A 23,371-nucleotide genomic window follows, 5' to 3' on the forward strand; every position below is an offset into this window, starting at 1 on the left:
TCATGAGCCAGCAAGACCCCTTCATCTCCCCAACGCGTGGTCCGAGCGTCGAACCGGACCGCAAGAGGATCGTCGAGCCCGATCGCAAGAGGACCGCCGAGCCTGCGCGGCGGTGGCCGCGCGTCCTCGGCTTCTCGCTGCTGGGGCTGGTCATGATGAGCATCGGCTTCGCTGCCGCGAACTATGCCGCGATCGCCGGTCTCGTCGGCACCCCGACGGCCGCGCAGGCCGGGACGGCGCCGCCCGCATTGCCGGACTCGCCTTTCCTCGAACACGTAAAGCAGGCCGGCGTGCAGGCCTGCTCGACAATCTTTCCGGTGCTCGGGCAGGTCCTGACGACGGGCTCGAAATACAGCGTCAAGTCCCTGTGGAGCGACCAGGCCGCCGACAAGCACGCGGTACAGGCCCTTGTCGGCATGGACTATGCGACGGAAAAATACAGCGGACCGGCCGCCGGCGTGGTTTTTGCATCGCCCACCGCCTCGGGTTGCGAAGGCGCGATGGTGCGGGTGGCGCCGTTCGCCAGCCCGTGTTCGGAGATCCCGTCCGTTCTTCCGCAAGGCAGCAAGATCACCGACCATCTCGGGCAGGTCGAAGTGTACGAGCTCGGCGGCAATTCGGGTGAAGCGCTTCTCCTGCCGACAGGCAATAGCTGCGTGGTGATCTCGATCGCGTCGGCGGCGAAGTGAGACACGGATAGGCGAATGGGCGAGGACTCCTGGAAAGGATTGCAGACCATGAAATCGCGACGTCTGGCAGTTTTGTGCATGGCCCTGCTGTGGAGCGGGCAGGTTGTCTCGGCCGACCTTGTGGCACCGCCGGAACCGGAGCCGAAGGAGGAAAAGGGCATCTGGGGAGCGATCGCCTATTCCAGCCTCGATACCAAACACGGCTTCTTCTGGGGCGCCGACAAGCGCCAGGAGGCGAAGGACGCCGCGATGAAATATTGCGAGAATGCCGGCGGCAAGGGCTGCACTGTCGTCACCGTGTTCCGCAACCACCGCCATTGGACCGACGACGACGAGACGGGCTTTCCCTACAAGCACTGCGGCGCGCTGGCCGTGGCCGAGAAGAAGCAGACCGACCGGCTAACGCCCTGGGGCGCGAACTCCGCCGAGACCCGCAAGGACGCGGAAGATCTCGCTCTGCATGCCTGCGAGGCGGCGGGGACCGAATGCAAGATCCGCGAGTGGGTCTGTACATAGCCGCCCGCGTGAGGCAGATCACCATGCCCTCCGGCCCCGAAAATCGCATCCGGTTTTCGGGGTCATTCGCGTGAACCCCGAAAGAGAAAGTCGCAATCGTTGTTTGACAGATTTGTTCTTCTGAAGGCGGCCGCAATCTGCGCGGCGGCCTTGTCCGCGTCCGCTGCTTCGGCGCAACAGCAGCTGGCGGCCACGCTTCCAAACGGTGCGTCGTCGCTCCAGGAGACCTATCAGGACTGGAGCCTGGCCTGCACCATCCGCGACAATGCACGGTCCTGCTCGGTTTCGCAGGACCAGACGCAGAAGAACGGCCAGAGGCTGCTGGCGGTGGAGCTGCGCACGGGGCCGAAGGGTGGATTGACCGGAACCCTGCTTCTGCCATTCGGCATCCTGTTCGACCCAGGCGTGACGATCCAGATCGACGACAAGCCGCCGCTGGGCCAGCTGCGGTTCCGCACCTGCCTGCCGAACGGATGCGTGGCGCAGTTTCCGATCGACCGGGCGCTGGCGCAGAAGCTGAAGGCGGGCGGCGTATTGACGCTCAACGTCACCACCGACGCCGAGACCAAGCTCAACTTCCCCGTCTCCCTGAAAGGCCTCGGCGCCGCCCTCGACCGCGTCGCGTCGTTGAGCGCTCAATAAGGCGCGCGCAATAAGGCGAAAGCGGCGGTCCCGATGGCAGGCCGCTGATCCGCTAGTTCGCGCCCGCCGGCGGAGCCGTGGCCTTTGGCGGTCCGGCGAACCGGGTGTGAAAAATCGGGCCGGCCTGTCGGGAGCAAGATGGCTGCGACGTCCTTGGGACATGCGCCTGGTCCCGTGAAGCCGCATGCACATGTCCGGCGCGCCTGATGACACGCGAAAGGAAGGAGCATCGCCATGAAAGTCACGCAGCACCTGTGGTTCGAGAAGGACATGGAGGCCGCTATCGGCCTCTACACGTCCTTGGTCCCCGGCTCGTCGATCGGCTGGATTTCGAGCCTGCCCGCCGACAGCCCCAGCGGACCTGCCGGCAGCGTCAGGATCGCGGGCTTCACGCTCGGCGACCAACGCTACATGGCCATCGAGGCCGGCCCCCTCGACCCGTTCAACCACAGTTTCTCGATCATGATCGAATGCGAAACCCAGGCTGAAATCGATCGCCTGTGGGATGCTCTGAAAGATGGCGGCTCGGTGGAGCAATGCGGCTGGTTGAAGGATCGCTGGGGCTTGTCCTGGCAGATCACGCCGAAGCGGCTCGGCGAACTCATGAACGATCCCGACCGTGACAAGGCCAGGCGCGTGTCCGAAGCGATGCTCAAGATGGTGAAGTTCGACATCGCCGGCCTGGAGGCCGCGGCGAAAGGCTGAGCCCGACCGAGACCGGAGCCGCAACGCGGCGCGATCCCGCGGGGATCACGCCGCATGCAGCCCCCGAAATGCTTTAAAGTCCGAAAGGATAGGTGTCGGGAACGCCGGCTCTCGCGTGTTGCGGCCCGAGAGGCATCACCGCGACGGTTTTGTCGAACCATACGAACGCGTCGAATTGCTGGGGCAGGGACGCGTCGGCATAGTGGCTGCCCAGCTCGGTTTCCGGCCGGTAGATCACGCCGATGAAGCGTTCCAGCCGGCGCTCCAGCAGCCGCTCGCGCAATGCCGCGTCGCGGTCGAGGTCGAGCAGGAAACGCGGAACGCCGCAATCGTGGCAAAGCCGCTCGTAGCTGTCGGCATGAGAGGCGCGCACCTGTTTCACCTCCATGTCCCCGTCCCAGTCGGAGGCGGCGGCCACGGTGCCGGAATGCGTGCCGAGACCGATCAGCGCCGCGCCGTCGCCGAAACGCTCCCGGCAGAGCTGACCGATGTTCAGTTCGTCCCTGACGACGCCCATCTCGGTGAAGCGGGCATCTCCGATATGCGAATTGTGCGCCCACACGACCGCTTTTGAATTGGGTCCGCCGGCATCCAGCAGATGTTCCAGCGTCTCGAACATGTGGGTGTCGCGCAGGTTCCAGGATTCCGCGCCGCCATAGTACATGATCCGGTAATACTGTTCGGCGGAGGTGATCAGGCGGGCGTTCTGGCTGGCGTCGAGAAAGTCGGCACCGTCCTGTCGCGCGTAATCAAGTTGCCTGGCGAGCAGGTCCCGGCACTGCTCGAGCACCGCTTTCTCGCATTTTCTATAGCCGGCGGTGAGCACCGCGCGCCCGTAGGTGGACGGTTCGTGTTGCCACGGAGTCAGGCAGCCATAGCGCTCGCGCGCTATCCTTGCGGCTTGCGGATCGACCCGGTCGAGATAGTCGAGGACCGCGGCTATCGACCCCCTCATATTGTAGATGTCGAGGCCGTAGAATCCGGCCTGGGCCGACGGCTCAAGCTTCCCATTGTGCCGTCGCATCCAGTCGGTGAAGGCCGCGACATCCGTGTTGCGCCACATCCAAGTCGGGAACCGCTGGAAGGGCGCCTCGGCGCCGGCCCTGTGTGCCCGGTGGCGAACGTAGCGGTCGATCGCGGCGGCATCGGGCCAGTCCGCCTCGACCGCAACGATGGTGAAGCCGTGCTTCTCGATGAGGTGACGGGTGATCGCCGCGCGCGCCCTGTAGAACTCCGACGTACCATGGCTCGCCTCGCCGAGCAGGACCACGCGGCGGTCGGCGAACCGATCGAACAACTCGCCGAAGGCCGGGTCGTCGAAATCCGGAAGCCGTTCGGCCGCCGCCGCGATCATGTCGGGCAGGCTGAGCGGATACGGATGCCGCAGCGGACGACTGACGGCGGGTTCGGCGCTTTCGGGCCAACCCTGCTCGCCGATGAGAGGGACGAACCGCACGCCGCCGAAATCCTCCTCGTTGTAGGTCGCCGCACCCGTGCGCGTGACCTTGAGCAGACTTGCGAATCCAGATCCTCGCCGACCGGAACGATGAGCCTGCCGCCGACATCGAGTTGTTCCTGGAGGGCCAGCGGCGCGCCGGGCCCGCTGGCCGTCACCACGATGGCGTCATAGGGCGCTGCCTCCGGCCAGCCCTTGGTGCCGTCGCCCGTCCGGACCTCGATGTTCCTATAGCCAAGTTTTTCAAACCGCCGCTTCGCCGTTTGGGCAAGGCCGGGATGACGCTCGATGGTGTAGACCTGTTCGACGATCCGGCTCATCACCGCGGCCGCGTAGCCGGAGCCGGTGCCGATCTCGAGCACGTGGTCGCCAGGTTTGACATTCGCCATCTCGATCATGAGCGCGACGATGTAGGGCTGGGATATGGTCTGACCGTCGGCGATCGGCAGGGGGCTGTCTTCGTAAGCGAATTCCTCGAAGCCGGGATCCACGAAAGCCTCGCGCGGAACTTCGCGCATGGCCTGCAGGATCTCACGGTTGTGGATGCCGCGTCGGCCGACATGAACGTTGACCATTCGGTCGCGAGCACGAGAGAGATCGAGCATTGTCAGCTCCCTTTGGCGGCTGCTTGTCCGCAATTCCCAGAGGTGTCATGCAATGACATCGGGCCGGCCATATCCGCTCCGAACGGCTCCCCGGCTCAAGTCTCTAACCGCCGGACGATCCCAAGGTTCCCTGTTCGCTCCGCATTGCTCGACTGGCCTGCAATCCGGGTTGGAACAGGTCCGGGATGAAACCAGTTTTCTGAAGCGTTAGTGGAACAGACGAGGCTCGAACCAGGCGTCCAACACTTGGTGTCCATCGAGCAAAGACCCTCCGGCCGGCAGTGTCACGGTGCGCACCGCGCCCAGGGAGAACGGAAATGCCTGCTAACGCCTATATCAACCGGATCGCGACAGCGGTTCCGGACCATGAGGTTCACCAGTTCTATCTGCGGTTCGCGGCTTCCATGCTCGCCGCCGATCGCCGGAGAATCTTCGAACGCATGGCCGGCCTTGGCGGCATCGAGGGCCGCTTTTCCTGTTTTGCGCCTGCGCTCGACCCCGAAGGACCCGCAGCCGACCTTGCTGGAACCTTCATTCGCGGCGCATTTCCTGGAACGGCCGCGAGAATGGCGATGTTTGGCGAAGCCGCACCGGTCCTGGCGCAGAAGGGCGTCGACGGACTGCGCCTCGGCGACGAGGCATCGCGTATCACCCACCTGATTGTAACCACCTGCACCGGCTTTTCCGCCCCCGGCATCGACTTGGACCTGATTCAGCGCTGCGGCCTGCCGGAAGGTGTCGAACGCACGATGATCGGTTTCATGGGCTGCTACGCGGCGATCAACGGCCTCAAGCTTGCCCGCCATATCGTCAGGTCGGATCCGCAGGCCAAGGTCCTGCTGGTCAATATCGAAATCTGCACCTTGCATCTGAAGGAAACCACTGAACTGGAAAAGCTGCTGTCCTTCTGCCTGTGGGGCGATGGCTGCACGGCAGCGCTCGTCACCGCCGAGCCGCCCGGCATTGAACTCGACAGCTTTCATTGCATTGTAGCCAACGAGCGGCGGCAGCTGATGACCTGGGATATTCGCGACAACGGCTTCGACATGGTTCTCTCCGGCCAGGTGCCAGTGGCGATCCAAGACGTGTTGCAGCGCAACCAGGGCGCCATTCTCGGCGGCCGGCCACCCGATGCGATTGACCTCTGGGCCGTCCATCCCGGCGGACGTTCGGTTCTCGATGCCGTCGAGAGGGCGCTGAAACTCGAGCCCGCCGCGCTCATTTCGTCCCGCGAGGTGCTGCGCCGATACGGCAACATGTCGTCGGCGACGGTCATGTTCGTGATGGCAGAGATGCTGAAGGCGCCGTCCGGGCTGCTCGGCTGCGGCATGTCGTTCGGGCCCGGACTGACGGCCGAAACCATGCTTTTCCGGACGGTGTCATGAACGCGCTCGGTCATCGCAGCCTCGTTCCGGAAATCCTTGACGGGCTTGCGGCCGACGATCCGCGCGCGCTCGCCTCGCGCCGCGACCTGCGTCGCATCAATGCGTTGATGTTTCAGGCGCCGGTCATGGTGTCGCTGCTCAGGAAATTCGTGCCAAAGCCGCCGCGCCGCATGTTGGAAATCGGCGCCGGCGACGGCACTTTCATGCTCAAGCTCGCGCGGCGAATGGCAAGGCACTGGCATGGCGTCGAGCTGACGATGCTCGATCGCGTTGGCCTCGCGACCCCCGACCTCCACGCGGATTTCGACAGGCTGGGATGGAAGCTCGAAAGCATCACGGCCGACGTCTTCGACTGGGCGGAAACGGCGGACGGCCGGACCTTCGACGTGATCACCGTCAATCTGTTCCTGCACCATTTCGACGACGCCCAACTCGTGCATCTGTTTTCTCTGCTGGCGCCGAAAGCACCATTGCTCCTGGCGGCCGAACCGTTGAGGGCGATGTCGGCGCTCGCCGCGGCGCGGCTTCTTCCGGCGATCGGCGCCAACGACGTCACGCAGCATGACGCGGCCCAGAGTGTGCGCGCCGGCTTTCGTGGCAGGGAGCTTTCCGACCTCTGGCTTGCGGCCGGCGGCAGGCCGCTCGAAGAGCGGCGTGCCGGTCCCTTTTCGCACGTCTTCGTCGGCGCCGGGCCGGCTCGAGACGACCCATGAGGCGACCGTCCACCCACGACGCGATCGTCATCGGCGCCGGCCCGGCGGGCGCTTCGCTCGCGCTGCTGCTGGCCCGGCGCGGATGGGCCGTGGCGATTGTCGAAAAGAACACGTTTCCACGCCGCAAGGTGTGCGGCGAATTCATCTCGGCGAGCAACCTGGCGCTTCTCGACCGGCTGGAGATCGGCGAGGCCTGGCGCGCTGATGCCGGCCCCGAAATCCGCCGTGTCGGCTTCTTTTCCGGCCAGACCCGCGTCGAAGCGCCGATGCCGGGGGCAAGATATGGGCCCAGAGCAAAAGACGGCTTTGGCCGCGCGCTGGGCCGGGACATGCTGGACTTCCTGTTGCTGCGGGCGGCGCAATCGGCGGGCGCCGAGATCTTCCAGCCTTGCCGCGCTGTCGTCATCGACCATGATGGCGATATGCAAGCGGTGCGAATTCAGGCGAGAGACGAGCATTTCCGGGGCGAGGCGACAAGCTTGCGGGCTCCGGTGATCGTCGCCGCGCATGGTTCCTGGGAACCGGGACCGCTGCCAAGCCAATTCGAAAAGGCCAGCCACCCATCGGACCTGCTCGGCTTCAAGGCGCACTTCACCGGGTCCTCACTCTCGCCTGATCTGATGCCTCTGCTGCTATTTCCCGGCGGTTATGGTGGCATGGTCCTCGCCGATCACGGTCGCATGTCGATCTCGTGCTGCATAAGGCGCGACATGCTCGCGCGGCTGCGCAGTAAGCTTGGCTCCAGGCCTGATGGCCGTCTATCGGCCGCTGACGCGGTCTTTCGCCATATCATGGCTTCCTGCCGAGGCGTGAGCGATGCTCTTGGTGAAGCCCGCCTCGACGGTCCGTGGCTTGCAGCCGGCCCTATCCGGCCCGGCATCCGCACCTGCTACGAAAACGACATCTTCCGCGTCGGCAATGCCGCCGGGGAGTCTCATCCGATCATTGCCGAAGGCATTTCGATGGCGCTTCAGTCCAGCTGGCTGCTGGCCACGGAACTCGCAGGCGCGCCAAGCGGCCGGGCAGGCCGCGAAGCTGCCGGCAGGCGCTACCAAGCGGCGTGGAGAGGATTGTTTCTGACGCGCGTCTACGCAGCCGCGGCCTTAGCCCGAATGGCCCTCGGCCCGGGCGGCGGCGCATTGGTAGGGGCCGCCGTCCGGAATTTCCCGCAAGCGCTGACATTGGGTGCGCACATCAGCGGCAAGACGAGGACGATCCCCGGTCTTGGATGACCGGCGCTTCGGCTCCGTTGCGTCCTTCGTCTGACCAGCTTGTGGAACATTCCACCGAAAGCAACGTTTTGCCCGTGGCAGAGGAGTTTATGCTCCTCGCTGCACGCCGTCTTAGACATGCACCGCGGTCCGACGTGGACGCGACGGCGCCACGTTGGTTGGAGGCATTACGATGACCCACAACCCGCACAGCACTGCAAGCATCGCCGGCCATCCAATTCATCCCATGTTGATTCCGTTCCCGATCGCGTTTTTTGCTGCCACGTTGGTTTGCGACCTGATTTTCTGGCAAACCGCCAATCCGGGATGGGTTACCGGCACACTTTGGCTTCTCGGGGCGGGTTTGATAATGGCGGCACTGGCCGCCCTTGCCGGCCTGACGGATGTCTTGGGCGATGTTCAAATTCGCAATCTCAATACGGCATGGCTTCATGCCGGAGGCAATGTGCTCGTCGTCCTGATCGAACTCTACAACTGGTACTCCCGATACATGCACGGGGAAGCAGCCGTCGTGCCCACCGGCCTGGTCCTGTCATTGATCGTGGTTCTCATCCTGCTGTTTACGGGCTGGAAAGGATGGGAAATGGTCTATCGGCATCGCGTGGGCGTCGCTGACGGTTCGGACGAGCTGCGCTGAACCGCAATGACGCTCGTGTAGACCTGTTCGACGATCCGGCTCATCACCGCGGCCGCATAATCTGAGCCGGTGCCAACCGCGAGCACCGTCCGCCGTATCGATCACGACGTAGCGGTTCAGCCAGGGGTTGCTCGGCCGCTAGGTCGCTCCAGTTATCACCAGCGAACCGATGCTGGAGATTCTCGATGAACGACAAGGCTGCCGCGACGCAGGGGATCGGCCTCGAACGGATCGTCCTCATGGATCGCTACTGGCGGGCCGCGAACTATGTCTCGGTCGGCCAGATCTACCTGCTCGACAATCCGCTGCTGCGTGAACCGCTGAAGCCCGAGCACGTGAAGCCGCGACTGCTCGGCCATTGGGGCACGACGCCGGGCCTCAATTTCCTCTATCTGCATCTGAACCGGATTATTCGCGAGCGCGATCTCGATGTCCTGTTTATCTGCGGCCCCGGCCATGGCGGCCCCGCAATGGTCGCCAATACCTGGCTCGAGGGCACCTACAGCGAAATCTACCCCGATATCGGCCGAGATGAAGACGGCCTGAAAAAACTGTTTCGGCAGTTTTCCTTCCCCGGCGGCGTGCCGAGCCATGCGGCGCCTGAAACGCCCGGCTCCATTCATGAGGGTGGGGAGCTCGGATATGCGCTGGTCCACGCTTTCGGCGCGGCCTTCGACAATCCGGATCTGGTGGTTGCCTGCGTGATCGGCGACGGCGAAGCGGAGACCGGTCCGCTCGCTGCGGCATGGCATTCCAACAAATTCCTGAACCCAGCGACGGACGGTGCCGTCCTGCCGATCCTGCATCTCAACGGTTACAAGATCGCCAACCCGACGATCCTCGGACGCATGGACGACGAGGAATTGCGAAGCCTCTTCGCCGGCTACGGCTATCAGCCGTTCTTCGTCGAAGGTCACGAGCCGGTTGCCATGCACCGGGCGATGGCCGGCACGCTTGATGCGGTGCTGGACCGTATCCGCTCCATCCAGGAGCGGGCCCGGAAGCCGGGATGGCTTGGTGAACGTCCGCTGTGGCCGATGATCATCTTGCGCAGCCCAAAGGGTTGGACTGGGCCGAAGGAGGTCGATGGAAAGAAGGTCGAGGGCTTCTGGCGCGCGCATCAGGTGCCGGTATCGAACGCCCGCGGCAATGACGAGCACCGCACGATCCTCGAGAACTGGATGCGAAGCTACGAGCCGGAAAAACTGTTCGATGAAGACGGACATCTGCTGCCGGAACTCGCAGAACTCGCCCCGACAGGGACGAAGCGGATGGGCGCAACTCCATACGCGAATGGCGGGCTGATGAAGCGCGAGCTGGTGCTGCCGGACTGGAAAAGCCTGGCACTCGAAGTGCCCCGTCCGGGAGGCGTTATTGCTGAAGCGACGCGAATTTGCGGAAGCTATCTTCGCGAGGTGTTTCGCCTCAATGCCGAGGCGCGGAATTTCCGGCTGATGGGACCGGACGAGACATCCTCCAACCGCCTTGACGATGTGTTCAAGGTCACGGATCGGGTCTGGATGGAGCGGCTCGAACCCTACGACGTCCATCTTTCCCGCGACGGCCGCGTCATGGAAGTCTTGAGCGAACATCTCTGCCAGGGCTGGCTGGAAGGCTACCTGCTCACCGGGCGCCACGGGCTGTTCTCATGCTATGAGGCATTCATCCACATCGTCGATTCGATGGTCAACCAGCACGCCAAATGGCTGAAGACTTCCGGTGAGCTCGCTTGGCGCAAACCGATCGCCTCGCTGAACTATCTCCTGACGTCTCATGTCTGGCGGCAGGATCACAATGGCTTCAGTCATCAGGATCCGGGCTTTGCCGACTTGGTCGCCAACAAGAAGGCCGACACGGTCAGGCTCTATTTCCCGCCGGATGCCAACACGCTGCTGTGGATCACAGACCATTGCCTGAGGACCTATAACCGCATCAACGTCATCACCGCCGGCAAGCAGCCGTCACCGCAATGGCTGTCTATCGAAGACGCTGAAGCGCACTGCAAGGCAGGCGCGGGCATCTGGGAATGGGCCGGCACGGTTTCGAAAGGCGAGGAACCGGATGTGGTGTTGGCCTGCGCCGGCGACGTGCCGACGCTGGAGACGCTGGCTGCGGCCGACATTCTGCGCGTGGCTCTTCCGGACCTGAAGCTCCGCGTCGTCAATGTCGTCGACCTGATGACGTTGCAGTCGAACACCGAGCATCCGCACGGCCTCACCGATCCGGCTTTCGACGCGCTGTTCACGGAAACGAGGCCCGTGATCTTCGCCTATCATGGCTATCCCTATCTCATTCACCGCCTGACCTACCGACGCGCCAACCACGGCAACATGCATGTGCATGGATTCCGCGAAGAGGGCACCACCACGACGCCGTTCGACATGGTGGTGCTCAACGAGCTCGATCGCTATCACCTCGCGCTGGCCGCGATCGCGCGTGTGCCGGGGCTGGCGGAAAGGGCCAAAAGCCTCGTAAACGAGCTTCACCGCGGGCTGGCGAAGCACAAGGCTTATGTGCGCGAGCACGGTGAGGACATGCCCGAGATCCAGAAATGGAGCTGGCCGGCCGCGGGCGTCGCGAAGGCCGATCGATGATGCCTCGGTCGGTCCTGGCGCTGAATGCCGGCTCGTCCAGCGTCAAGTTCGCGCTTTACGATCTTGCCCGGTCCAATGGCCTGCGGCTCGTTTCGCGCGGGGTGCTGGATCAGGGCGACGCCCCCAGGCTCACCGCAAAAGCGGCTGACGGAACGGTGCAGTGCGATCGGCAGTTCACTGCGGGTGATGCGCACGATGCTGTCATTGGCGAGCTGCTGAATTGGGTGGACAGCGAAGTTGGCGGCAGAAAACTGGTCTGTGCAGGCCATCGCATCGTGCATGGCGGGAGCGAATTCACCGAGCCTGTGCGTTTGACGCCCGCCGTCACCGACGCCATCGACGGGCTGACGCCGCTCGCGCCGCTGCACCAGCCTCGCAGCCTCGCGCCGGTCCGCGCTATAGCCGCCTTGCGACCTGAGCTGCCACAGGTCGGATGTTTCGACACCGCTTTCCACCAGACGATCGATCCGCTCGTGCGGCGCTTCGCGCTCCCGAGCACATATGAAGCGGAGGGGATACGCCGTTACGGATTTCACGGTCTCTCCTACGAATATATCGCCGGGCGGCTCCGCGAGATCTCGCCAGCCCTCGCGGCGAAACGGACGGTCATCGCCCATCTCGGCAACGGCGCCAGCCTTTGCGCCCTGCGGCAAGGCAGAAGCGTCGATACGACGATGGGCTTCTCCGCGCTGGATGGCCTTGTCATGGGTACGCGCTGCGGCGCGATCGATCCCGGCGTGCTGTTGTACTTCCTGCTCGAAAAGGGCGTTGCAGCCGACGATCTGCAGGCCATGCTCTACGAGAAGTCCGGGCTGCTCGGCGTATCCGGCATTTCGGGTGACATGCGGGCATTGGAAGCGAGCGGCGATCCGCGCGCCCATGAGGCGATCGAGCTTTTCGCCTTCCGCGCCGCCAGGGAAGCCGCCGCGCTAGCCAACACGATGGGCGGTCTCGAATGCCTCCTCTTCACCGCCGGCATCGGCGAGCGGTCATCGTCCATCCGCACGGCGATATCCGGCAAGCTGGCCTGGCTTGGCATCGAGCTCGACGAGGGGGCCAATGTTGCCCATGCCGAAATCATAAGCAGTGCGGAGAGCAAGGTGGACGTGCGGGTGATAGGCACCGACGAGGAGATCGTCGTCGCCCGCCATAGCCTGGCGTTGATCGAAGCTTGAGAGCCAGCAGGCTCGACCAGAAGGCCCGTCAGCCCGGCATGATTATCCTTCGGCCTTGAAGTTCCTGGCTTCCTTGTCGACCTTGGGGCTGTCCTTGCCATGCTTTTGCATGAGATCCTTGGCCTGTTTCGGTGAGACGTCAGTGGTCTCCGCCAGTCGCAACGCCTTCTCGTCCTTGCTTTCGGTTTTCTGGTCCTTCTGATCCTTGGTCGTCATGGCTTTTAAGTTCCTTGCGTCTATTCCAAGGTTTGACGGCCATTGCCGCCTGGACTCCTTGGACGTTGCCGTTGGCCGCGAGTCTCCGCTTCGATCGGACACCAACGGCAAGGTGCATGGCAGGGTTCCGTCCCGGCAGGTGGACAATTCGTCGTCGTGCGCGTTTGCGCCATGCCAAAAACCCGCTGGACAACAATAGCAGGGTTTTTCGTATGGAAGCGTCCGTGCTGCCTGTCGGAACCTCATGCCCGTGCTCGCGTTTCCGACCAGAGGTTTGAAGATGGCCCAGTCCTGGAAATCGACGATCGATCACCATGCGCCGCTTGTGCTGCCTTCGGCGGGAGATGCGCTGTCGGCGCGGCTGATCGAACGCGCTGGCTTCCCGGCCTATCAGATCGGCGGCTTCGCCATGGTTGCCGCCATGCATGCCGTGCCGGATATCGATCTCGAGCAGTACGGCGAAAAGCACACCAGGGCGCGCGAGATCATCGAGGCTTCCGACTTGCCGGTGCTTGTCGATGGCGACGACGGCTATGGCGACGTCAAGAACGTGACGCGCACCGTCAGGGGCTACGAGGCGATCGGCGCCTCGGCCTTGTTCATCGAAGACCAGAAGCCGCCCAAACGCTGCGGTCACATGGCCGGCAAGGAGATCGTTGCGGCTGAAATCATGGAAGAAAAGATCCGCGCCGCAGTCGCTGCTCGCGTCGATCCGGATTTCTTCCTGCTCGCCCGCACGGATGCACGAGAACCGCATGGTCTCGATGACGCGATCGAGCGCGCAAAACGGTACCTCGACGCCGGCGCCGACGGCGTCTACGTCGAGGGGCCGACAAGCGTCGAGGAACTGGCTCAGGTGGGAGAGGCGTTCAAGGACGTTCCGCTGGCGACGAGTATCCTGGAGCGCGGCGGCAAGACGCCATGGCAATCGCCGTCCGACCTGCATGCGATGGGCTACGACATGGTCCTGTATCCGACGACGATTTTGTTTTCCGCCGTCCATGCCATGCAGCAGGCGCTTGACGATTTGCGGGAGGGCAGACCGCTGTCACCGGAAAAGAGCGTCGACCTCAAGGGCTTTGAGGAGATCGTGCGCATGTCGGAATGGGCGGCGATCGAGAACCGTTTCATGAGGCGATCCCAGGACGGCATGATAGCGAAGCTCAAGCAAAAGCTGTCGGGACAATGACCGGCAGGCAAGATCACGTTATCCGCCGGCCTTTTGCTTTTCGTCCAGCCGCCGGTATTTGTGATGGTCGCGAATGAATTCGTTGAAGAAACGGCCTTTTGAGCTGGCCCTTCCGAACGCGGCATAGGTCGCCGGAGCGACATCCTCATAGTCATAGCGAATGCCGCTTGGCACGAACCAGACGGAAAGGATCCTGGTGGTCGGATCGTAGTTGGTTTCGCGGATCACGGTCGACGGCACTTTGGCACCCGATGGTCACGGGGATAATCCCGCTGGGAGGGAATAAACCTCGCTGGTCACGGGGATAAACCCGCTGGAAATGGTCGGGTTCCGCGCCAGGCCACCAGGTTCCGCCGTTACCTGTCGCGTGGATTGCCGAATTGCGCGTCGCGCTCCCTTGAGTACCGATCGATGCGCGGCAGGCCGTCGTCGAAATCCACCCATGGCAGTCTGAGCGCCCAATAGGCATGGGCCTGAGGCGGGAAAGCCTCCGGCCTGTCGAAAAAGCCGATCGTCAGATAGAGCTCGTCCGGCAGGCCTTCGTCGCGGTAGCCTATCGAGCTCCCGCAGTCCGGACAGAACGTCCGGGTGACGCCTTGTGTCCTGGAAAAGGCCTTCGGTGTTCCCCGCAAAAGCCGGAATTGCTCCGGCCGATAACCAACCCAGACGGTGAGCGGGCTTCCAATGGCCCGGCGGCAATCGTCATCGTGGTCGTAGCATATCCAAAAAGGCTCGCCGTCCATTGCGGCGACAATTTTCCCGCAAAAGCAGGCGCCGGTCTCAAGTCGCGGCATCGGGCAACTCCCCCTGGTTGTGCCGGCGGCGGTCGTTCTGCGCAGAGCCCGCCGCTTCCCGGTCTTAACTGTTGTGTCGCCGCTACGTTCCGCCGGCCGGAATCCAGCTGGGATGGACAGAACGGTTCCGCTCTTGTCCCAGGGCCGGACGTTCGCCATCTAGCCATGATGTCCCCGAGCAAAACGAACACGCAGGCCGGCAGCCTCGCGCTCCAGCACGATCTCTTTGGCGTTTCGCACGATCTGCCGGAAGGCTTTTTCTATCGGCCCGAGTTGATCACGCCGCAAGAAGAAGCGGAGCTCGTCCGGCATCTCGAATGCTTGCCTTTTCAGGCGTTCGATTTTCACGGCCATCTGGCGAACCGGCGCGTCGTCGGCTTTGGCCTGCGCTACGATTATGACCGGCGCGAAATCGTGAAAGCGCCTCCGATACCTGACTTTCTGCTGCCTCTGCGCGAGAAAGTCGCGGCCTTCGCGCACCGGTCCGCCGACGCCTTCGCGCAGGTATTGATCAATGAGTACCGACCTGGCGCGGGAATTGGCTGGCACCGCGACAAACCTCATTTCGAAGACGTCGCGGGCGTTTCGCTGCTTGCGTCCTGCAGCTTCCGGCTGAGACGCAAGAATGGCGCCAAATGGGATCGCCAGACCATCACCGTCGCGCCAAGGTCCGTCTATCTCATGACCGGTCCGTCGCGCATGGAATGGGAGCACAGCATCCCGCCGCTTGCCGAGCACCGCTATTCGATCACCTTGCGGACCTTGCGGTCTCAAAGTCGCTGAGCATGGCGCCTCCCGGAATTTTGAAAGCCGCCGGCGATGCTGGCCGACTATCACGAGTCCTTGAACACTAAGCGTTTGCAGGGAACATCTCAAGTTCACGCTGGTTTGAAGCATAAGTCGGCCCTGAACAAGGTGGAGAGTGTTGATGGTCAGTTCGCAGCCAATAGCAGTGGTTACCAGGCGCCCGCTCCGCCAGACACTGATGATTGTCGCCAATGCCTGTTTCATCGGTACCTTGCTGACCGACCTGAACTACTGGCGAACCGCGGAGATGATGTGGACCAATTTTTCCGCCTGGCTTCTGTTCGCCGGCTTGGTGATGGGAGTGCTTGCGGTGATCGCGGCCCTGATCGATTTCTTCTCCGGCCGACTTTCACGTGAGCGCGGACCCGTATGGCCCTATCTCCTCGGCAGCCTGGTCGTGCTCGTCCTGTCATTTTTCAATTCGCTGGTGCACAGCCGCGATGCCTGGACATCGGTCGTGCCGACAGGGCTCACCCTTTCGGCGGTAACCGTGATCGTCCTGCTGATAACGGGGTTGATGAGGTGGGCCGGCCATCGCACCAGAGTGGAGGCGGTCGAATGAAGATGGCACAGTTTTCCGCCAGGCGAATCCGGCGCGCCGCGGGCCTGGGGCTGGTGTGCGGATCGCTGCTGGCGTTGCCGGCGTGCAGTGACAATGATCCGGATCCAAGCGGCCAGATCGGGCCGAACCCGACACTCCCCGAACAGATACAATATTTGATGCCACCCGTGAATATCGCTTCGGTCGTCGGCTGGAAACAGGATGAGAAGCCGACTGTCGCGCAGGGATTGCAGATCCAGGTCTTTGCCAAGGGGCTGAGACATCCACGCTCGCTCTACACTTTGCCGAATGGAGACGTTCTCGTGGTCGAGTCCGTGGCTCCGCCCGGTGCCGCGATCAAGCGTCCGAAAGACCTTGTCATGGGCTGGATCGAGTCCATGGCGACATCAGGCGGCGGGACCGAAGGAAGCAACCGCATCACCTTGCTGCGTGACAGCAACGGCGACGGTGTGCCCGACGTCCAGGATGTTTTCCTCGATCACCTCAATTCGCCCTTCGGCGTGGCTCTTGTCGGCAACGATTTCTATGTCGCCAATACCGATGCCATCGTCCGCTATCCCTACACCCCGGGCGAGACCAAGATCACCGCGCCGGGCACCGTGCTGACGCCGCTGCCCGGTGGCCCCATCGACCACCACTGGACCAAGAGCCTTGTCGCCAGTCCGGATGGATCGCTGCTTTATGTCGGTGTCGGCTCCAACAGCAACATCACCGAAAATGGCATCCAGGCGGAAAAGGACCGGGCTGCCATCTGGGAGGTCGACCGGACAACGGGCCGATCGCGAATTTTCGCAAGCGGGCTGCGCAATCCCAACGGGCTGAGCTGGGAACCGCAAAGCGGAGCGCTTTGGGCTGTCGTCAACGAGCGTGATGAGCTTGGCCCCAATCTGGTCCCAGACTACATGACCTCGGTCAGGGATGGCGGGTTCTATGGCTGGCCGTACAGCTATTATGGCCAGCATGTCGATCCGCGCGTGATGCCGCAGCGGCCCGACCTGGTCGCCAAGGCGATTCCTCCGGACTATGCGTTGGGTTCCCACGTCGCGCCGTTGGGCATGGCGTTCTACACGGCTACCAACCTGCCCGAAGCCTATCGCGGCGGCGCCTTTGTCGGTGAACACGGCAGTTGGAACCGCAAGAGCTTCAACGGCTACAAGGTCGTCTTCGTGCCCTTCAGGGATGGCCGGCCGGACGGCAAGCCGCAGGATGTCGTGACCGGTTTTCTCGACAATGACGGCCAGGCTCGCGGCCGGCCGGTAGGGCTCGCCGTCGACAAATCAGGCGGCCTGCTGATCGCGGATGATGTCGGAAACACGGTCTGGCGTGTAACGTCCGCGAGCCAGTAGGTGCTTTCATTCGAAATCGCATGGGTCGCGGGCGGACCCATCCTGCTCCGCGATCCCAATGATCTTCCCAACCTTGCCCGATCGCCCTAGCTGCTGTCTCGGAGGAGACAAGATATGGCGATCCACGCTCTGAGAGTGATCAGTTTCATTTTCGTTGCACTGGCCTTCATCCCGTCCGGCGCGCACCTCTTCGCCATGTTCAACAAGATGAAACTTGACGGGCCGGGCTATCTGGCCGCGCAACGTGCCTATGACGGCTGGAGCCTGTTCGGCATCGTGGTGCTGGGAGCATTGCTCTCCACTGCGGCCCTGGCAGTCCTGCTTTACCGAACGGGCGGGTCTTTCGGTCTGGTCGTCCTTGCTTTCGCCAGCATTGCTGCCACGCAGCTTGCTTTCTGGACTCTCACCTATCCGGTCAACCAAATGACCCGGAACTGGACCGTCTTGCCCGAAAACTGGGAATTGCTCCGTCGTCAATGGGAGTATTCGCATGCAGTCGCGGCGGGTCTCAATGCGCTGGCGCTGCTGGTGCTCTTCATGTCCGCGCTTCGCGCCTCGGCGCGCTGAGCTGCGAACGAAAGCCCATCAGATTTTAATGACGGACCTCTCCCGGAAAGCGATTGGGCGGGTGTTGAAGTCGGACCTCTGCGACCAATATCTCTATGAGATGGTTGCAGTCCGCGCCATCAGGGCCCAGACGGACGAAAGGCCATGAACGTAGATCCGGAACCGTCAAATGTTGCCGCGTCAGTGGACACCATTCTCGATGAGATTCAGGAAAACCCCTTTCCTTCGATGCGCGCGACCATAGCCACGCTGCGCGAACGCACTGGCACGAAACGATCGGATGCCGACCTTACCGGCTTGATCACCAAGATGGCGACCGTCCGGGGCATCCAATTCTTCGACGATGGGAACGCCGCCGCAACCTGAACTGAGATCGCTCCACGCGTGAAACGGTGAACCGCTCACATCTAGCGGCGCGGGCGGAGCGTCGGGATTTGCACCACATTCTCCGATCCAGGCAGATCAAAGGCCATCGCCAACCGGCGTGCGGAGGCCATTTCCACGATCAGTTCCTCGATAGAGAGATCCGACAAAACGGTCCTCACCTTTTGCCTCACGCTGATTGCAAGCTGATGAACCCGGACCGGAACGAAAAGCGGGCTGTCGTCCAGCAGCCTGCCGATCTCGATCACGACATCGGCATCAACGTCTTTCGGCAATTCCCGCATGGGCGTCACCTTGGTCTCGAAGCAAAGCCCGCGATGCGACGGGCGATCAGGCATTGCGCGCCGGTGACCAAAGAGCCGGTGCCGCGCGCGCAACAGAGATAGCTAATACATAGATCCTGCCGCCTCGACGTGTCACGAAGAAAATGACTACGGCAACGGCCAAGTGGGTTGTTCACGCAATCCACACCCGTCTTGCCCACACCCGGTTTGCCGAGTTCGCGGCGCTCGCAGCTGCCTTTTCGCGACAAAAGAGGAACAAAAAATATCGACCGGAATTGAGACTGACAGATCGGAGGATGGAGTTCATGGAGCCCAGGGAAGAGCGGATCAAGCGGCGAGCCTATGAAATCTGGGAGCGCCAGGGCCGTCCGGCCGGACGCGAGCAGGAAAATTGGGACCAAGCCGTGCAGGAGATCGAGGCAGAAGGGTCGGAGGCCGAACGCGGACCCGTCGTGCCTGACCCGACGGTCAGCTCCGGCTCGACAGGGTCGAAGGATTGAAGCGTGGAGGGTGACGTCGGCACCTGGGCAGCAGCCGGGCAACCAAACTGTCGGAACCTCGTTTGTCGAATATCAGCCAGCGGAGGTTTCGATGAAGGGCGTCTTTTCGCTTTTGCTCGTCGTCGCTGTTTTTGCGCTCAGCGCCTGTGATGGCAGCACGGAGCCGACGAAAGCCAACACCGATACGATCAGCAAGAGCCCGCCGGTCGAGCAGGACGTCAGACCCAACTCGACGACTGGTGGCGATCAGCCTGGAAGCGTTCCGGAGAACAAATGAAACCCGTCTCATATTGCGATACGCCTTTGCTGCGCGTTGCCTATCTCAGCGATGGGCCAGCGGACGGTGCGCCGGTTGTCCTGCTGCATGGCTGGCCCGATGACGCGACCGCTTACGATGGCATCGCGCCCGCACTGCATGAAGCAGGCTTTCGGACGTTTTCCCCTTGGCTGCGAGGCTTTGGGCGGACATCGTTCCTGTCGAAAAAGACTATGCGCTCCGGCGAGATCGCCGCGATGGCGCAAGATGTGCTGGACTTCGCCGACGCGCTTGGGCTGAGCCGCTTTGCAGTCGTCGGGCACGATTGGGGGGCCCGGATCTCCTATCTGCTGGCGTCGGTTTTCCCGGATCGCATCAAATGCTGCGCCGCCTTGTCGCTCGGCTGGCAACCGGGCAAGCCGGCGACGCCAGCCCCTGAGCAGGCGAGGGCGTTTTGGTATCAATGGTTCATGGCGACCGCGCGCGGCGCGGAGTTCGTGCGCGAAAACGGCAAGGAATTCGCCAGATTTCAATGGGACACCTGGAGCCCGCTGGGCTGGTTCAACGATGCCATTTTCGACGAAGTGGCGACGTCGTTCGAAAACCCCGACTGGGCCGATGTGACGCTGCACTCCTATCGCGTTCGTTGGGAAGAAGCCGAGCCCGATCCGCGCTATGCCGAGCTCGCCCGCCGGCAAACGGCGGTCAAGATCATCACGGTGCCGACGTTGACGCTCCACGGCGGCGACGACCGTGTCGTGGCGGTCAAATCGTCGGAAGGATTGGAAGACCACTTCACCGCGCCCTATAGGCGGCTGGTGCTCGATGCTATCGGGCACTTCCCCACGCGTGAAGCTCCAGAAGAGGTTTCGCGAGCGTTGGCAGGCTTTCTCGACAGCTTCGGCAGGCAATAATCCCCGCCTATGGCCGTCACCACGACCTTCGTCGCGGAATGCCGGAACCTCAATCCACCGCCGCGCATTTCGTCTTCACGGGCTGACGGACCGGAACGCCGTCATACCAATGCGGATAGGCAGGGAGAATTCAGATGCAGGCTTCAGTCGCAACTTCAGCAACCCGCCCTGGTCAACTGGTCATCGAGCCCTTTGCGGGCACGGTGACGGTAAGGTTTTCCGACGCCATAGTCGCCGCCACGGACCGGGCGAAAATACTTCGGGAAGAGGGACACGAGCCGGTGTTCTACATCCCCTTCGAAGACATCTATTTCGAGCTTTTCGAAAAGACAAACACTACAAGCACGTCTCCGCTGAAAGGGACGGCAAGCTACTGGCGTGTCCATGCGGTTGGTGGTTCCGCCGACGACTTCATGTGGGCCTACGAGACGCCGGGCACGGCGGCACGGGCCATCGCACGCCATGGCGCTTTCGATCCGCAGAAGGCTCGCATCAATGTCGACCCGGCAGAGGACAAGCGGCATACGCCACATCTGATTGAATGAACTTGTCTGCGCACGATTGGACGTTCTGGCCCCTTGCTTGGCCGCGCCAAACACGCCTACCGGCCGGAGAACTCCTCATCGAGAATGCGCAGGGCCTCCTCGTATCTGGCTGGTGATGCTCCGACCTGCCGCGACTGCCAGATGTTGTCTTCCAGATCCGCGCGCTTTACCGGCAGCGCCAGCGGGTTCGATGCCGCGCGCCGCACGAACGCGAGATAATCCTCGCCATCCCTGCGCGACATGGCGTCGACGGCGGAAGCGATTGCCGGTCCGAAAATGGCCTCGAGCTTGACCCGGCTCCAGCTTTCGCCGTTTTCCAGGACGTCGTGTAAATAGGCAACGACCTTCTGATCCATCGTTTCGACAGCATCGGCGACGCGGCGGCAATGCTCGATGTAGGGCAGCCCGGTTTTGTCGCGCTGCGCCGCGTGAACCTCCTCCGCAATCTTGGCCGCCCGATAGAAAATGCTCATTGCGTCCCCGGTTTCTTTGACGGTCGCATACGAGTGGCTCCCTTCCTCCAGCGAAACGGCCGACCACCTGTACCGGTTCCGGAGCCTTTTTCAGGAACGAGTCCCTGCAGGCGGCGTTCCCCAGTCTTTGATGAACGGAAGAAGCCGTGGAAGAAAACGGCCCGGCAGGGAGGTGCTGATGTCGATGCCTGGCCTGGCATATGGTCCCCTGGGTCATCGATGCATGCACATCTGTGTGGATATGCAGCAATTGTTTGCCGAACCGTCGGAATGGGCGACACCCTGGGTCACCCGCGTCCTTCCCCGGATCGAGAAGCTGGTCGAACGCCGAGCGCCGCAAACCGTATTCACGCGCTTCCTGCCTGCCCGGAAGCCGGGGCAAGGTGTCGGCGCATGGAAGCGCTACTACGAGCGCTGGGCTTCGATGACGATCGAGAACATCGACCCCGCAATGGTCGACCTGTTGCCGGCATTGGCCGGCTACTGTCCCCCAGCGGTGGTCATCGACAAGCATATCTACTCGCCCTGGTTCGAAGGCCGCCTCCAAGCCTTTCTAGCAGAGCGTGACGTCGATACGCTTGTCATCACCGGCGGCGAAACCGATGTCTGCGTTCTGGCCACCGTGCTTGGCGCCATCGATTTCGGCTACCGCGTGGTTCTCGTCACGGACGCGCTGTGCAGCTCTTCCGACGCGACACACGATGCTCTGCTCACCGTCTATCACCAGCGCTTCGCACAGCAGGTCGAGACGGTCGAGATGGAGACCGTTCTCTCGAGCTGGACTTGATGCCGCCGGGCGTGAGCGGCCAAAGCTGCGGAAGCTTCTTCGCGCGGCCTGGGATACCTATATGTCGAACGAACGGCAGTGATGGAACAGGCGAACGTGGCGCAGCGATCGGGAAGTGCTGATCTTCCACTTCATGGGGGACGCGTGCCGAAATGGCTCGGCGATCGCATGACGCGTCTTGGCGCCGTGATGTGCGAGGCGATCATTCATCACTACGGGCGCAACGAGTTGCTGCGGCGGCTGGCGCATCCGTTCTGGTTCCAGTCCTTTGGTGCCGTGATGGGCATGGACTGGCATTCCTCCGGCATCACGACGAGCGTCGTCGGCGCCTTGAAACGAGGTCTCACGCCGCTCTCCGGCGAACTCGGCATTCATGTCTGCGGCGGCCGCGGCGCGCATTCGCGCAAAACCCCGCACGAGCTTGCAGCCATCGGCGAAAGGGTCGGCTTCGACGGAACGAGCCTGGCAACCGCCAGCCGGCTTGTCGCCAAGGTGGACAGCGCCGCCGTTCAGGACGGTTTCGACCTCTATCTGCATGGCTTCATCGTCACCGATGACGGTGACTGGGTCGTGGTGCAGCAAGGCATGAACGGCGACAGCAAGGTGGCGCGCCGCTATCATTGGCTGTCCGAAGGCCTGAAGAGCTTCATCGACCAGCCGCATGCGGCGATCGAGGGCGCCAACCAGGGGAAGATCGTCAACCTGACGGACCGGCGCGCCGAGGCGTCGCGCCAGGGACAGTTGGATCTGCTGCAGGACCTTGGGCCGGATCATATCCTGCGGGAATTCGCTGCGCTGGATCGTGGGATAGTATCGGCTCCCGAGCAGCCGCTGCTGCCGCACCTGGTCATGCCGGCTCACCACGATGTCCGCGAAAGCGATGTCGTCATGCGTCGTCTGCACGGCAATATGGCTGCGGCCGCCGAACGTGGACCCACCGATTTTGCCGAGCTTCTTCTCGTTCCCGGCGTCGGGGCGCGCACAGTGCGTGCGCTGGCCCTGGTGGCGGAAGTGGTGCATGGCGCGCCGTGCCGGTTCTCAGACCCTGGCCGGTTTTCGCTCGCCCATGGCGGCAAGGACAGGCATCCCTTCCCCGTGCCTTTGAAAGTCTACGACGAGACCATCGGGGTGCTGAAGTCGGCGGTGCAAAAGGCCAAGCTCGGCCGCGACGAGGAAATCGGCGCGTTGCGGCGGCTTGACGATCAGTCGCGGCAAGTCGAACGGTACGTCACCGGCCCCAGCCTGAAGGAAATTGTCGCCGGAGAATTCGGCCAGTCGCATCTTCTTGGCGGCCGCAGCGTGTTCGGATGGGAACCAGCGCCAGGCACGGTGTCCACCGATCAGAACAAGAAAGCGTGACAGGATCGGGCTGCAGTGAACTCTGCCGGACGCGCTTCA

Annotated in this window: 27 protein-coding genes and 1 pseudogene; 22 read left to right on the top strand and 6 right to left on the bottom strand. The window is 62.8% G+C overall.

Annotation, left to right across the window (positions count from 1 at the left end):
- The first annotated feature begins 2 nt into the window (after window positions 1-2).
- The 4 genes from NKI49_RS05340 (at window position 3) to NKI49_RS05355 (ending at window position 2,552) form a co-directional block, all read left to right on the top strand.
- Complete coding sequence (locus NKI49_RS05340; protein WP_352601148.1) at window positions 3-689, top strand: hypothetical protein; 687 nt, start codon at window positions 3-5, stop codon at window positions 687-689.
- A gap of 48 nt (window positions 690-737) precedes the next feature.
- Window positions 738-1,205 carry a DUF4189 domain-containing protein gene (locus NKI49_RS05345; RefSeq protein ID WP_352601146.1) on the top strand — a complete coding sequence of 156 codons (468 nt, stop codon included), beginning with the start codon at window positions 738-740 and terminating at the stop codon, window positions 1,203-1,205.
- Window positions 1,206-1,304: 99 nt separating this feature from the next.
- A complete protein-coding gene (locus NKI49_RS05350; protein WP_352601144.1) occupies window positions 1,305-1,847 on the top strand; it encodes an invasion associated locus B family protein in 543 nt (180 codons plus the stop codon).
- A 234-nt stretch (window positions 1,848-2,081) separates the two neighbouring features.
- The gene (locus NKI49_RS05355; protein ID WP_352601142.1) at window positions 2,082-2,552 is read left to right on the top strand and encodes a VOC family protein; all 471 of its coding nucleotides are present in this window, start codon (window positions 2,082-2,084) and stop codon (window positions 2,550-2,552) included.
- A 73-nt stretch (window positions 2,553-2,625) separates the two neighbouring features.
- Here the strand turns inward: NKI49_RS05355 and NKI49_RS05360 are convergent.
- Window positions 2,626-4,613, bottom strand: a pseudogene (locus NKI49_RS05360) (protein-L-isoaspartate(D-aspartate) O-methyltransferase).
- A 317-nt stretch (window positions 4,614-4,930) separates the two neighbouring features.
- On the opposite strand from NKI49_RS05360, the gene NKI49_RS05365 reads away from it, so the two are divergent.
- The 6 genes from NKI49_RS05365 (at window position 4,931) to NKI49_RS05390 (ending at window position 12,349) form a co-directional block, all read left to right on the top strand.
- Window positions 4,931-5,998, top strand: coding sequence for a type III polyketide synthase (locus tag NKI49_RS05365; RefSeq protein WP_352601140.1), 1,068 nt, complete (start codon window positions 4,931-4,933; stop codon window positions 5,996-5,998).
- Complete coding sequence (locus NKI49_RS05370; protein WP_352601138.1) at window positions 5,995-6,711, top strand: class I SAM-dependent methyltransferase; 717 nt, start codon at window positions 5,995-5,997, stop codon at window positions 6,709-6,711. The genes NKI49_RS05365 and NKI49_RS05370 overlap by 4 nt, the downstream gene beginning before the upstream one ends.
- Window positions 6,708-7,943, top strand: a complete 1,236-nt coding sequence (locus tag NKI49_RS05375; protein WP_352601136.1) for an NAD(P)/FAD-dependent oxidoreductase — start codon at window positions 6,708-6,710, stop codon at window positions 7,941-7,943. Before NKI49_RS05370 ends, NKI49_RS05375 begins: the two co-directional genes overlap by 4 nt.
- Before the next feature lie 172 nt (window positions 7,944-8,115).
- Window positions 8,116-8,580 (top strand): DUF2231 domain-containing protein, encoded by a 465-nt coding sequence (locus NKI49_RS05380; protein ID WP_352601134.1) that lies wholly within the window; start codon window positions 8,116-8,118, stop codon window positions 8,578-8,580.
- 185 nt (window positions 8,581-8,765) lie between these two features.
- Window positions 8,766-11,174 carry a phosphoketolase family protein gene (locus tag NKI49_RS05385; RefSeq protein ID WP_352601132.1) on the top strand — a complete coding sequence of 803 codons (2,409 nt, stop codon included), beginning with the start codon at window positions 8,766-8,768 and terminating at the stop codon, window positions 11,172-11,174.
- Window positions 11,174-12,349: an acetate/propionate family kinase gene (locus NKI49_RS05390; protein ID WP_352601185.1), complete on the top strand. Its 1,176-nt coding sequence runs from the start codon at window positions 11,174-11,176 to the stop codon at window positions 12,347-12,349. Before NKI49_RS05385 ends, NKI49_RS05390 begins: the two co-directional genes overlap by 1 nt.
- 42 nt (window positions 12,350-12,391) lie before the next feature.
- On the opposite strand, the gene NKI49_RS05395 is transcribed toward NKI49_RS05390, so the two are convergent.
- Window positions 12,392-12,565, bottom strand: a complete 174-nt coding sequence (locus NKI49_RS05395; protein ID WP_352601130.1) for a hypothetical protein — start codon at window positions 12,563-12,565, stop codon at window positions 12,392-12,394.
- Window positions 12,566-12,845: 280 nt separating this feature from the next.
- On the opposite strand from NKI49_RS05395, the gene NKI49_RS05400 reads away from it, so the two are divergent.
- On the top strand, window positions 12,846-13,754 hold the full coding sequence (locus tag NKI49_RS05400) for an isocitrate lyase/PEP mutase family protein (protein ID WP_352601128.1): 909 nt from the start codon (window positions 12,846-12,848) through the stop codon (window positions 13,752-13,754).
- A gap of 18 nt (window positions 13,755-13,772) precedes the next feature.
- Here NKI49_RS05400 and NKI49_RS05405 read toward each other — a convergent pair whose 3' ends face one another.
- Together NKI49_RS05405 and NKI49_RS05410 are read right to left on the bottom strand one after the other, a co-directional pair.
- Window positions 13,773-13,994 carry a KTSC domain-containing protein gene (locus NKI49_RS05405; RefSeq protein ID WP_352601126.1) on the bottom strand — a complete coding sequence of 74 codons (222 nt, stop codon included), beginning with the start codon at window positions 13,992-13,994 and terminating at the stop codon, window positions 13,773-13,775.
- A gap of 116 nt (window positions 13,995-14,110) precedes the next feature.
- Complete coding sequence (locus NKI49_RS05410; RefSeq protein WP_352601124.1) at window positions 14,111-14,548, bottom strand: GFA family protein; 438 nt, start codon at window positions 14,546-14,548, stop codon at window positions 14,111-14,113.
- Window positions 14,549-14,716: 168 nt separating this feature from the next.
- Between NKI49_RS05410 and NKI49_RS05415 the strand changes: the two genes are divergently transcribed.
- The 5 genes from NKI49_RS05415 to NKI49_RS05435 all read left to right on the top strand — a co-directional run bounded on the left by NKI49_RS05415 (window position 14,717) and on the right by NKI49_RS05435 (window position 18,196).
- A complete protein-coding gene (locus NKI49_RS05415; protein WP_352601122.1) occupies window positions 14,717-15,331 on the top strand; it encodes an alpha-ketoglutarate-dependent dioxygenase AlkB in 615 nt (204 codons plus the stop codon).
- Window positions 15,332-15,476: 145 nt separating this feature from the next.
- Window positions 15,477-15,917 carry a DUF2231 domain-containing protein gene (locus NKI49_RS05420; protein ID WP_352601120.1) on the top strand — a complete coding sequence of 147 codons (441 nt, stop codon included), beginning with the start codon at window positions 15,477-15,479 and terminating at the stop codon, window positions 15,915-15,917.
- 2 nt (window positions 15,918-15,919) lie between these two features.
- Window positions 15,920-17,263, top strand: a complete 1,344-nt coding sequence (locus tag NKI49_RS05425) for a PQQ-dependent sugar dehydrogenase (RefSeq protein WP_502899505.1) — start codon at window positions 15,920-15,922, stop codon at window positions 17,261-17,263.
- 114 nt (window positions 17,264-17,377) lie between these two features.
- Window positions 17,378-17,830, top strand: a complete 453-nt coding sequence (locus NKI49_RS05430; RefSeq protein WP_352601116.1) for a hypothetical protein — start codon at window positions 17,378-17,380, stop codon at window positions 17,828-17,830.
- A gap of 183 nt (window positions 17,831-18,013) precedes the next feature.
- Window positions 18,014-18,196 (top strand): hypothetical protein, encoded by a 183-nt coding sequence (locus NKI49_RS05435; RefSeq protein WP_352601114.1) that lies wholly within the window; start codon window positions 18,014-18,016, stop codon window positions 18,194-18,196.
- A 41-nt stretch (window positions 18,197-18,237) separates the two neighbouring features.
- Here the strand turns inward: NKI49_RS05435 and NKI49_RS05440 are convergent, their stop codons facing one another.
- Window positions 18,238-18,498 carry a hypothetical protein gene (locus NKI49_RS05440; RefSeq protein ID WP_352601112.1) on the bottom strand — a complete coding sequence of 87 codons (261 nt, stop codon included), beginning with the start codon at window positions 18,496-18,498 and terminating at the stop codon, window positions 18,238-18,240.
- A 305-nt stretch (window positions 18,499-18,803) separates the two neighbouring features.
- Here NKI49_RS05440 and NKI49_RS05445 point away from each other — a divergent pair, with 305 nt between their 5' ends.
- The 4 genes from NKI49_RS05445 to NKI49_RS05460 all read left to right on the top strand — a co-directional run bounded on the left by NKI49_RS05445 (window position 18,804) and on the right by NKI49_RS05460 (window position 20,713).
- Entirely contained in the window at window positions 18,804-18,998 is a 195-nt protein-coding gene (locus NKI49_RS05445) for a DUF2934 domain-containing protein (RefSeq protein WP_027024310.1), read from the top strand.
- A 91-nt stretch (window positions 18,999-19,089) separates the two neighbouring features.
- The gene (locus NKI49_RS05450) at window positions 19,090-19,275 is read left to right on the top strand and encodes a hypothetical protein (protein WP_352601110.1); all 186 of its coding nucleotides are present in this window, start codon (window positions 19,090-19,092) and stop codon (window positions 19,273-19,275) included.
- Complete coding sequence (locus NKI49_RS05455; RefSeq protein WP_352601108.1) at window positions 19,272-20,168, top strand: alpha/beta fold hydrolase; 897 nt, start codon at window positions 19,272-19,274, stop codon at window positions 20,166-20,168. The genes NKI49_RS05450 and NKI49_RS05455 overlap by 4 nt, the downstream gene beginning before the upstream one ends.
- Before the next feature lie 134 nt (window positions 20,169-20,302).
- A complete protein-coding gene (locus NKI49_RS05460) occupies window positions 20,303-20,713 on the top strand; it encodes a DUF427 domain-containing protein (protein ID WP_352601107.1) in 411 nt (136 codons plus the stop codon).
- Window positions 20,714-20,769: 56 nt separating this feature from the next.
- Here the strand turns inward: NKI49_RS05460 and NKI49_RS05465 are convergent, their stop codons facing one another.
- Window positions 20,770-21,186 (bottom strand): HD domain-containing protein, encoded by a 417-nt coding sequence (locus NKI49_RS05465; protein ID WP_352601105.1) that lies wholly within the window; start codon window positions 21,184-21,186, stop codon window positions 20,770-20,772.
- A gap of 178 nt (window positions 21,187-21,364) precedes the next feature.
- Between NKI49_RS05465 and NKI49_RS05470 the strand changes: the two genes are divergently transcribed.
- Both NKI49_RS05470 and NKI49_RS05475 read left to right on the top strand, forming a co-directional pair.
- A complete protein-coding gene (locus tag NKI49_RS05470) occupies window positions 21,365-21,973 on the top strand; it encodes a cysteine hydrolase family protein (protein ID WP_352601103.1) in 609 nt (202 codons plus the stop codon).
- A gap of 96 nt (window positions 21,974-22,069) precedes the next feature.
- On the top strand, window positions 22,070-23,332 hold the full coding sequence (locus NKI49_RS05475) for a DUF763 domain-containing protein (protein ID WP_352601183.1): 1,263 nt from the start codon (window positions 22,070-22,072) through the stop codon (window positions 23,330-23,332).
- The last annotated feature ends 39 nt before the right edge of the window (window positions 23,333-23,371 follow it).

The sequence above is a fragment of the Mesorhizobium sp. M0587 genome (assembly GCF_040320945.1).
Taxonomy (GTDB): domain Bacteria; phylum Pseudomonadota; class Alphaproteobacteria; order Rhizobiales; family Rhizobiaceae; genus Mesorhizobium.